This window comes from Pseudomonas sp. SB113 (assembly GCF_040754745.1).
Classification (GTDB): domain Bacteria; phylum Pseudomonadota; class Gammaproteobacteria; order Pseudomonadales; family Pseudomonadaceae; genus Aquipseudomonas; species Aquipseudomonas grimontii.
Map to the genome: position 1 here is coordinate 1 of NZ_JBFMHW010000050.1, position 10,241 is coordinate 10,241.

8 protein-coding genes are annotated in these 10,241 nt (G+C 62.8%); all 8 read right to left on the minus strand.

Annotation, left to right across the window (positions count from 1 at the left end):
• Positions 1 to 584 precede the first annotated feature (584 nt).
• Positions 585 to 2,873, minus strand: coding sequence for a 5-methyltetrahydropteroyltriglutamate--homocysteine S-methyltransferase (gene metE, locus AB1462_RS31255; protein ID WP_367248926.1), 2,289 nt, complete (start codon positions 2,871 to 2,873; stop codon positions 585 to 587).
• Positions 2,874 to 3,096: 223 nt separating this feature from the next.
• Positions 3,097 to 4,416 (minus strand): OprD family porin, encoded by a 1,320-nt coding sequence (locus AB1462_RS31260; RefSeq protein ID WP_090409918.1) that lies wholly within the window; start codon positions 4,414 to 4,416, stop codon positions 3,097 to 3,099.
• 147 nt (positions 4,417 to 4,563) lie between these two features.
• The gene (locus tag AB1462_RS31265) at positions 4,564 to 5,397 is read right to left on the minus strand and encodes a phosphodiesterase (RefSeq protein ID WP_367248928.1); all 834 of its coding nucleotides are present in this window, start codon (positions 5,395 to 5,397) and stop codon (positions 4,564 to 4,566) included.
• Positions 5,398 to 5,407: 10 nt separating this feature from the next.
• Positions 5,408 to 6,439 (minus strand): ABC transporter ATP-binding protein, encoded by a 1,032-nt coding sequence (locus AB1462_RS31270; protein WP_090403003.1) that lies wholly within the window; start codon positions 6,437 to 6,439, stop codon positions 5,408 to 5,410.
• A complete protein-coding gene (locus tag AB1462_RS31275) occupies positions 6,436 to 7,230 on the minus strand; it encodes an ABC transporter permease (RefSeq protein WP_065924597.1) in 795 nt (264 codons plus the stop codon). Before AB1462_RS31275 ends, AB1462_RS31270 begins: the two co-directional genes overlap by 4 nt.
• Positions 7,227 to 8,045 (minus strand): ABC transporter permease, encoded by an 819-nt coding sequence (locus tag AB1462_RS31280; protein ID WP_315338365.1) that lies wholly within the window; start codon positions 8,043 to 8,045, stop codon positions 7,227 to 7,229. Before AB1462_RS31280 ends, AB1462_RS31275 begins: the two co-directional genes overlap by 4 nt.
• The gene (locus AB1462_RS31285; protein WP_367248931.1) at positions 8,046 to 9,050 is read right to left on the minus strand and encodes an ABC transporter substrate-binding protein; all 1,005 of its coding nucleotides are present in this window, start codon (positions 9,048 to 9,050) and stop codon (positions 8,046 to 8,048) included.
• Positions 9,034 to 10,053 (minus strand): LacI family DNA-binding transcriptional regulator, encoded by a 1,020-nt coding sequence (locus tag AB1462_RS31290; RefSeq protein ID WP_315338366.1) that lies wholly within the window; start codon positions 10,051 to 10,053, stop codon positions 9,034 to 9,036. Before AB1462_RS31290 ends, AB1462_RS31285 begins: the two co-directional genes overlap by 17 nt.
• Between the last annotated feature and the right edge of the window lie 188 nt (positions 10,054 to 10,241).

The following is a 10,241-nucleotide window of genomic DNA, read 5'->3' on the forward strand; positions in this document are numbered from 1 at the left end:
AACTCTTCTTTCAGGCTCATGGCATCTCTCGTGGTCCAGGGCATGATGGCTTTCCGGCGAAATTGGCTCGCTGGAAAGTGTCCACCATGTCCCCGCACACCCGTCAACCATGTGTCCGGTCCGTACAAAAAGCCCCAAAGTAAGCAAAGGGCTCTTGCCCCACCACTCGGCACCTCGCCCAGGCTCGGTGTGCCCGTAATCCGACAGTGATTTGGGGGGGCGCCTGAGATCAAGATCAAGATCTAAAGCAAGATCAAGGGCGGCTCGCTTCGCATCGTGGGTACCGTTGGCTAATACAACGTTGTGTAGATACCCATACTCATCGTGGCATAGGTATCTACACAATTTTCAGAGACTGGCGAGTTCCCCTGTGGCGAGCGGGCTTGTCCCGCGTTGGGCCGCGTAGCGGCGCCAAAACAGCCGCTATGGAGTTTCTGATACACCGCATGCTGCTTTACTGGGGCTGCTGCGCAGCCCAACGCGGGACAAGCCCGCTCACCACAGGGAGATTTGTCAGAGGCTGAAAAGTTGTGTAGATACCCATGGCTATCGGGTGCAAGCCCCCTCCCACATTTTTTACGATATCAAGCCAACTCAGCCCGTAGCTGGCGAGCTGCGGTGACCATATGAATCAACGCCGCTTCCGTCTCCGGCCACCCCCGCGTCTTCAACCCGCAATCCGGGTTCACCCACAAACGCTCGGCGGGAATCCGCTGGGCGGCCTTGCGCAGCAGGTTGGCCATTTCCGACGCATCCGGCACCCGTGGCGAGTGGATGTCGTAGACGCCCGGGCCGATGTCGTTGGGGTAGGCGAAGGCTTCGAACGCGTCCAGCAACTCCATGTCCGAGCGTGACGTCTCGATGGTGATCACGTCGGCGTCCATGGCCGCGATGGACTCGATCACATCGTTGAACTCGCTGTAGCACATGTGCGTGTGGATCTGGGTTTCATCCTGCACGCCCGAGGCGCACAGGCGGAACACTTCGGTGGCCCAGTCCAGGTACCCCTGCCACTGCGCCTGGCGCAACGGCAAGCCTTCGCGGAACGCGGCTTCGTCGATCTGTACGATCCGGATGCCGGCGGCTTCGAGGTCGACCACTTCGTCGCGAATCGCCAGGGCCAGTTGGCGGGCCTGCACTTCGCGGCTCACGTCCTCGCGGGGGAACGACCACATCAGCATGGTCACAGGGCCCGTCAGCATGCCCTTCATGACCTTGCGGGTCAGGCCTTGGGCGTAGCGGATCCACTCCACCGTCATCGCCTTCGGGCGGCTCAGGTCGCCGACGATCACCGCTGGTTTCACGCAACGCGAACCGTAGCTCTGCACCCAGCCGAAGCGGGTGAACACGTAGCCGTCCAACTGCTCGGCGAAGTACTCGACCATGTCGTTACGCTCGGCTTCACCGTGCACCAGCACGTCCAGGCCGAGGTTTTCCTGCACCTCGACGGCGTGACGAATCTCGCTGTGCATGGCTTCGACGTATTCGGCCTGGCTCAACTTGCCTTGCTTGTACGACTGACGCGCCAGGCGGATCGACGCGGTCTGCGGGAACGAACCAATGGTGGTGGTCGGGAACAGCGGCAGGTTCAGGCCCGCACGTTGTTTCTCGATGCGCTGGGTAAACGGCGACTGGCGCTGGCTGTCCTGGCCGGTAATCGCCGCCACACGCGCTTGTACCGCCGGCTTGTGGATACGCGGCGAGGCAGCGCGGGATGCCTGCACGGCGCAGCTTTCAGCCAGGGCGGCGAGGACGTTGGGCGCTTGCGGCTGGTTAACCGCTTGCGTCAACACCGCCACTTCGGCGCACTTCTGCACGGCGAACGCCAGCCAGCTTTTCAGCTCGGCATCCAACTGGTCTTCACGGCCCAGGTCCACCGGGCTGTGCAGCAAGGAGCAGGACGGCGCCACCCACAGGCGATCACCCAGTTTTTCATGGGCGTGCTGCAAGGTGGCCAGGGCGTTTTCCAGGTCGCAACGCCACACGTTACGACCGTTGACCACGCCCAGGGACAGCACCTTGTACGCCGGCAGGCGGTCAAGGATGGTCGGGTACTGCTCCGGCGCACGCACCAGGTCGATGTGCAGGCCATCCACCGGCAGGTTCGCGGCCAGGCCGAGGTTCTCTTCCAGGCCGCCGAAGTAGGTCGCCACGAGCTTTTTCAGCGGGTCACGCTGGATCAGGTTGTAGGCACGCTCAAAGGCGTTTTTCCAGTCCTGCGGCAGGTCGAGCACCAGGATCGGCTCGTCGATCTGCACCCACTCCACGCCGAGGTCGGCCAGGCGCTGGAAGATCTGGCCGTACAACGGCAGCAGGCGCTCAAGCAGGTCGAGCTTGTCGAAGTCACCGCCCTTGGCCTTGCCCAGCCACAGATAGGTCAGCGGGCCGATCACCACCGGCTTGACGGTGTGACCCAGGTCACGGGCTTCCTGCACCTCTTCGAACAACTGCTCCCAACCCAGCTGGAATTGCTGGTCGGCGCTGAACTCAGGCACCAGGTAGTGGTAGTTGGTATCGAACCACTTGGTCATTTCCTGGGCGTGGGCGCCGCCGCAGCAGCTGTCGCTGACACCCCGGGCCATGCCGAACAAGGTATGCAGGGTGGCGTTGCCGTCGGCTGGACGGAAACGCTCGGGGATCACGCCGAACATCAGCGAGTGGCTCAGCACCTGGTCGTACCAGGCGAAATCACCGACAGGCAGAAGCTCGATACCGGCCTGTTTTTGCAAATCCCAGTGGGTCTTGCGCAAGTCTCGGCCAACGGCCCGCAGGCCGGCTTCGTCGAGTTCGCCCTTCCAGAACGCTTCCTGCGCCTTTTTCAGTTCACGATCGCGTCCAATGCGCGGAAATCCAAGGGAATGAGCGACTGCCATGACTTACAACTCCAATGTCGGTAGGTATGGCAGCCATTGTCGACACCCTCTCATCGTGAGACAAACTCATTTTATTCCAGACCATCACAAGATTTCCTCACGTTGAAGGCATTCAAAAGATCGACCCATCACTGGCCCAGCCCCACTACTCGGGCACAGACTTCGCCCCGCCCTATAGGAGCGAGCACGCTCGCGCCTACAGGGATGAACGTCCTTAGCGGTACTACATCAACGGAATCGAATAACTCACAAACACCCGGTTCTGGTCCTGGTCCCGCGCCACTTCACTGCGCGACACGCCGTTACGCCAGCCGAACCCGACGTTCTTGAATGTGCCGCTCTGCACCACGTAATCCAACGAGATGTCCCGCTCCCACTCACTGGCGTCGTTGCCGCTGGTGGTGAGGATGTGCTCGCCCTTGAGGTACATCACCGAGGCCTTCAGGCCGGGTACACCCAGCGACGCGAAGTCGTAGGCGTACTGGGCAAAGGCGGTGCGTTCGCCGGCCTGGATGAAGGTCTGCACGGTACGGTCGGTGTAGAGGTACAGGCTGGCACCGCCCTCGCCTTTGTTCACCAGGCCGCCCTGGTTGAGTTGGGCGAAGTTGCTGTCGTCCGAGACTTGCTGGTAGCCGGCGGTGATCGCGTGCGGGCCCAGGGAGTAGATGAACGCGGCGCTCCAGGTGTTGTTGTCGATTTCACCGTTGCCGTTCTTGGTGAAGCCGCCCAATTTGTAGCCTTCGGCACGTCCGGCGGCGCTGCTGTTTTTGCCGTCGGAACTGGTCTTGAAGTAGCGCAGGTCGGTTTTCAATGAGCCGTATTCACCCAGCGGCAATACGTGGATCAACCCGGCGAAATGTTGTTGGTAATAGTCTTCGAGGTTGGCGTAGTAGTACTGGACCATCAGGTCCTTGGTCAGTTGATAGTCCGCACCGGCGTAGGTGAATTTATTGCTTTCCTGGGTACCGCCCGCCGCTGCCAGGCCACTGCGGTCGCTGGAGCCGCGACCGGTGGTGTGCTCAAGCTGGCCGCCGACCAGGGTCAGGTTGTCGATGTCCTTGCTGGTGACTTGCCCGCCTTCGAACGACTGCGGCAACAGGCGGCCGTCGTTGCTCACCAGGATCGGCAGGTTCGGGCGCAGGTAGCCGTAGCGCGCTTCGGTCTTGGCAAAGCGTGCCTTGGCGGTGGCACCGCCACGGGCCCAGTTGTCCGTGGCCTTGCCGTCTTCGGTGGGGATCATCGAGCTGCCGACATGGCGCGCGGCGCTGCTGTCAAGGGTCACGCCGAGCATGCCGATGGCGTCCAGGCCAAAGCCGACGGTGCCGTCGGTGAAGCCCGACTGGTAGTTGAGGATAAAGGCCTGGCCCCACTCTTCGGTCTTCGACGGTGCCGCCGTGCCGTCGCGGTTGTCGTTATTGAAGTAGAAGTTACGCATGCTCAAGTTGGCTTTGCTGTCGCTCAAAAAGTCAGCAGACGCCAAGGGGCTCAGGGCAATGCCCAGGCCGCCGGTCAATACACTTAATACATTCAACGTGGCTTTCATCAGGACGAACTCCGGCGCGGAATCCAAGTTCCGAGCGCAAAAAATGGGCAGCAGGATGCCGTCGGCCAAACGTGACGTTGGCCGGGGCGTTAACGGTTATTCAGGTGCGTATTAGCTAGTTGAGTGAAGTGAAACCTCCGTAAAACCTCAGTCAATCAATCCATGAGCGTCATAAAACGGATACGGCCCCGGGTAATCCCCGAACACGCCGTTGTGGCTGATCAAGCCGTGTTGCGCATCCCAGCGATGCAACAGATAACCCGCCGGCTCCAGGTTGAAATGCGCGGGCGCGGCGTCTTGCAGGTCCAGCACAATCTGATGGGAGGTGCCGGGGCACACACAACTCAAGCTGCCGCCAAAGCGTCGCTGCATCGGCCGGTGCAGGTGCCCGCACAGCAGGCGTTCCACTTGCGGATGGCGCGCCACGACGCGCTCCAGTGCGGCGGCGTTGATAAAAGGTTCGCGGTCCATATGGCCGATGCCGCTGATAAACGGCGGGTGGTGCAGGATCAGCAACGTCGGCGTGTCAGGACGTCGCGTCAGTTGTGCGTCCAGCCACTGCAATTGGCTGTCCAGTAGCTGGCCGCCGTGCCCACCCGGGATAGTCGAGTCCAGGCCGATCAGGCGCAGTGGATGCTCGTCCACCACCCAGTCCAACGGCCCCTCTGCCGACAACGGCAAATAGGCATGATCACGGAATGCCTCGAGCAACGGCCCGCGTGTGTCGTGGTTGCCCGGTACCAGGTAGCACGGTATGTGCAGGCGCGCGAGTTCGGGGTGCAGCACGGCGTATTCATCGGCGCGGCCGAAGTCCACCAAGTCACCGCTGATCACCACGATATCGGGGCGTGGGGTGCTGGCGTTCAAGTGGTCAACGGCACGGCGCAACGCCCCCAGGGTATCGACCACCCCATACGTCAGGCGCTGGCCGGCTTTAAGGTGCAGGTCGCTGATCTGTGCAACAAGAAACGGACGATTCACAAGCAAACTCTCACGCATTCAGGGTGAACAACATGTGCGGCGCAATCGCCAGGGCCATCGGTGTGCCGACGGCGTAGAGCTGGTTGTCGCTGCTGTCCACCAACAGCGGCTGCGGGCCGCCCACGTCCACCAGCAGGCGGCTTTGCGCGCCCTGGAAAAACTGCGCCAATAGATGGCCGTGCAAGTGCCCTTCGCTCTCCATCACCCGCAGGTGTTCGGGGCGACAGTACACCGTGCTGGGCACGTCGGCGGCCTGCCACGGCAACTCGCCGCCGCAGACTTTCAGGCCATGGGCAGTTCGCGAGGTGACGGCAAAGGCATTGAGGTTGCCGACAAAACCGGCGACGAACGCATTGGCCGGTTGCTGGTAGATCTCCCGTGGGCTGGCCAGTTGCGCGACGCGGCCGTGCTCCATCACCAGGATACGATCGCCCAGGGCCATGGCTTCGCCCTGATCGTGGGTGACAAATACCGAGGTGATACCAAGGCCGCGCAGCAGTTCATTCAGCTCGCTGCGCAGGCGTTCGCGCAATTGCGCATCGAGGGCCGCCAGCGGTTCATCCAACAACAGCACTTTGGGGCGTGGCGCCAAGGCACGGGCCAAGGCCACGCGCTGACGCTGGCCACCGGACAATTCGTGGATGCTGCGCTTGCCATGGTTTTGCAGGCCCACCAGCTCCAGCAATTCCTCGCAGCGCTTGTTCCGCGCAAGCGGCGCCATGCCGCGAATCTTCAAGCCGTAGACGATATTGCCGGCCACATCCAGGTTGGGAAACAGCGCGTAGTTCTGGAACACCATGCCCACGTCGCGGCGCTCGATGGGCAGGCGGGTGACGTCGTCGGTGCCGAAAAAAACCTGGCCCACGTCCGGGCGTTCCAGGCCGGCAATCAGGCGCAAGGTGGTGGTCTTGCCGCAGCCGGACGGGCCGAGGATCGCCAGGGTTTCACCGCCTTCGACGGTCAGGTTCAGGTCATGCACAGCCACGGTGCCGTCGGCGAACGCCTTGCGACAGCCTTGCAGGCGGATAGTGATAGCGGTCATCGACGCTCTCCACGGGACAAACGAGCGCTGATGGCCTGCAACGCAATCAGCAGCGGCACGATCATCAGCAAAAAGATAAGGGTGTAGGCGCTGGCGATTTCCAGGCGCGCCGAGGCGTAGCTGTCGGCCAGGCCCACGGGCAATGTCTTGGTCATCGGTGTGTGGAGCATCCAGGTCAGGTTGAATTCGCCCAGCGACAAGGTCACCACCATCAGCACGCCAGCGAGAATCCCCGCCCGGCAGTTGGGCACCACCACACTGAAAAAGCGCTTGATCGGCCCGGCGCCCAGACTGGCCGCCGCCTCTTCCAGCACCGGCAATTGCTGGCGTTGCATCACTGCCATCACCGGGCGTACCAGGAACGGCAAGGTGAACAGCACATGGCCCACCAGGATGAACAGCCAACTGCTGCGAAACGTGCCGAACTGGCCGTAGGTGAGCAGCAACGCCAGCGCACTGGCCAACCCCGGCATCGCCACCGGCAGCACCATCAGTTCTTCGAAGGCACGGCTGAAGCGGTTGTTCATGCGCACCAACGCATACGCCGCCGGCACACCAATCACGCAGACGCACACCGCGCACGCCAGCGCCAATTGCAACGACAGCCATACGGTGGGCGAATAGGCCTGCCATACCTGGATCAACCAGTCGAAGGTCAGGCCGCTGGACAGGCCGACGAAGAAATTGCGCGTCAACCCGGCCAGCAACGACATCAGCACCGGCACCAGCATGAAGGCGCACACCAGCAAGGTGAACAGCAGTTGCATCACAAACAGCGATGAGCGTTTCACAAGACCGTCCCCGCATTTTTCACCAGGCGTCGCGTGAGCAACAGCACCGCCCAGGTCACCGCGCCGAGCACCACCGACAACGCGGCGGCGACGGCAAAGTTGGCGTAGTTGGTGAATACATTGTAGATCGCCACCGGGGTTACATTCAGGCGCGTGCCCAAGGTGAACGCGGTGCCGAAGGCGCCCATGGACGTGGCGAAGCAGATCGCGCCGCAGGACGCCAACGCCGGCGCCAGGCCCGGCACGATCACGTCGCAAACCACCCGCCAGTGCCCTGCTCCCAGCGAATGCGCGGCTTCTTCCAGGCTGCGGTCGAGGCTTTCGCACGCGGCCATCACCGTGAGGATCACCCGGGGAATCGAAAAGTACAGGTAGCCGACAAACAGCCCGGCCAGCGAGTAGGCAAAGATCCAGCGCTCACCGGCCAATTGCAGGCCCAGGGACGCCAGCAGCCCCTGGCGCCCGGCCAACAGGATCACCAGGAAGCCCACCACTACCCCGGGAAACGCCAACGGAAACGTGAGCAACGCCACCAACGCCGAACGCCCGAAAAACTGCTGGCGCGCGAGGAACACGCCGCTGATGCCACCGATCAACAACGCGGTGAACGTCACGACGATGGCCAGCACGCAGGTCTGCGCCAGGCTGCCCAGGTACTGCGCGCTACTGAGCACCTGCCAATAGCCGCTGCCGTGGCTGTCGCGGCTTTCGGCGCCGAGCACCATCAAGTGCGCCAGCGGCAGCAGCCAGAACGCGAACAGCACCGCAAAGGCCGGGGCCAGCGCCCAGGCCGCCTGTTTTGCCGATGCAGCCACTTACTTGACCTCGTTCAGATAACGGGCGGCGAAGGCTTCCTGCACAGCGGCCATTTTCTGATAGTCCACCACACCGGCGCGGGCGTAATCGCTGTCGGGCAGGAACTGCGCGGCCACTTCAGCCGGCATCTGCACCGGACGCACCGGGCGCAGGTAGGCCTTGGCCCACAGCGCCTGGCCGGCGTCGGACAGCACAAAGTCCAGCACCTTCTCGCCATTGGCGCGGTGCGGCGCGTTGGCCACCAGACTCATCACATAGGGCACGCTGATGCTGCCTTCCTTGGGGATCACGAAAGCGACATTGGCGTTGTCCTTATAGCGGGCGCGGTAGGCGTTGAAGTCGTAGTCCACCAGGATCGGCAACTCGCCGGACAGCACCCGTGCATAGGCGGTTTGCTTGGGCACGATGGGGGCGTTTTTCGCCAGTTTCTGGAAGTAGTCGATGGCCGGGGCGAAGTTGTCCAGGTCGCCGCCCATTGCGCGGTTGATCGCCACGGCAGAGACGTAACCGACGAAAGCGCTGGACGGGTCCAGGTAGCCGACCATGCCTTTGTATTCAGGCTTGAGCAGGTCGGCCCAGCTTTGCGGCACCGGCAGGCCACCCAATGCATCGACGTTGACCATGATGCCCAAGGTCCCGGAGTGGATCGCAAACCATTGGCCGGCGGGGTCTTTCAAGCCGGCGGGGATCTGCTCCCAGCCCTTGGGTTTATAGCCCTCGACCACGCCGGCCTTTTGCGCCTGCAAGCCGAAAGTCACGCCGTAATACACCACGTCCGCGACCGGCGCGGCCTTTTCGGCCACCAGTTGCGCCAGGGACTGGCCAGAGTTCTTGTTGTCCAGCGGCACCTGCACACCGGTACTGGCGGCGATGGCCTTGAGCTGGGTGCCCCAGTCGGCCCAGTCCGGCGGGCAGTTGTAGCAAATCGCGGTGTCGGCGGCCTGGGCCAGGCTGGCCACACCGCAGAGCAGCACGGCTGCCAGGGTTTTACTGAATGCGCGCATCAAGGGACTCCTCAAACGGTTGGGTACTTTCGCCCGGCCGGATATGGCAAGGCAGGCAATGGGAAACCGGGTCATTCCCGGCGATCTGCGCCAGCAGTTGGTCAATTACCGTGCTGGCCAGCAGCGCGATGGGCTGTACCACGCTGCACAGGGTCGGGTGCATCTGGGTGCCGAGGGCGATGCCGTCAAAGCCCATCACCGACAACTGCCCGGGTACATTCCAGGCATTGCGGCGCAGCTCGGCGATCAGGCTGATAGCCAGGAAATCGTTGGAACACACCAGGGCGCTGGGGGCGTCGGGGCCGTTGAGGTACGGCTGGATGGCGGCGAATTCGGCCTGGGTATGCGCGGGCATTTCGATCACCGCGCGGCTTTTGAGGCCGTATTCCTTCATCGCATCGCAGTAACCGGCATAGCGCAGGCGTGCGCGGTCGGACTGCAAGGCGGGGCCGGCGACCATGCTGATGCGTCGATGGCCGGCCTCCAGCAGGTAACGCGTGGCCAGAGCCATGCCCGCGCGGTTGTCCACCGACACGGCGCTGTAGTTGGGGTTGCTCGGTTGGTGATAGGCCAGCACGAACGGGGTCTTTTCGGTATTCAGGCTACTGAGCACGCTGTTGCTTTCGGCGTCGGTGACCGTCAGCACCAGGCCATCGACGCGCTGGCGCAGCAGTTCCTCCACCACAATGCACTCGCGCTCGCTGCTGTAGTCAGTGGTCGCCAGCACCAGGCTGTAGCCACGCAACCGCGCGGCACGCTCCATGGCCTGGAACTGTTCGGCAAACACCGGGTTGAGCAGGTTGGGCACCACCACGCCGATCAACTGGGTGGTTTGCAGGCGCAGTTGGCGGCCGAGCAGGTTGGGCCGAAACCCCAACTCACGGGCCGCGGCGAACACCTGCTCACGGGTCGCCGGGCGCACCTGGTCGGGGGAGGCAAAAGTGCGGGCGGCGGTAGCGCGGGATACGCCCGCCAGCCGCGCAACGTCTTTCAGGTCAGTCATGTTTACTCGCTTGAGATCGATCTCATTGGCGAGGACAGTAACGGGGGAATGTGGCAGGAAGGTGGTGGGGAGATGACGGTTTGATGGCAGTGAAGCAAAGTCACCTAGGCCAAAATGTGGGAGGGGGCTTGCTCCCGATAGCGGTGGATCAGCCCGCCAATAGGGTGCCTGACACACCGCTATCGGGA

Bases quoted from the DNA above. Each gene is read 5' to 3' on its own strand.
- metE (WP_367248926.1), bottom strand. From the start codon at position 2,873: ATGGCAGTCGCTCATTCCCTTGGATTTCCGCGCATTGGACGCGATCGT.
- AB1462_RS31260 (WP_090409918.1), bottom strand. From the start codon at position 4,416: ATGAAAGCCACGTTGAATGTATTAAGTGTATTGACCGGCGGCCTGGGC.
- AB1462_RS31270 (WP_090403003.1), bottom strand. From the start codon at position 6,439: ATGACCGCTATCACTATCCGCCTGCAAGGCTGTCGCAAGGCGTTCGCC.
- AB1462_RS31285 (WP_367248931.1), bottom strand. From the start codon at position 9,050: ATGCGCGCATTCAGTAAAACCCTGGCAGCCGTGCTGCTCTGCGGTGTG.
- AB1462_RS31290 (WP_315338366.1), bottom strand. From the start codon at position 10,053: ATGACTGACCTGAAAGACGTTGCGCGGCTGGCGGGCGTATCCCGCGCT.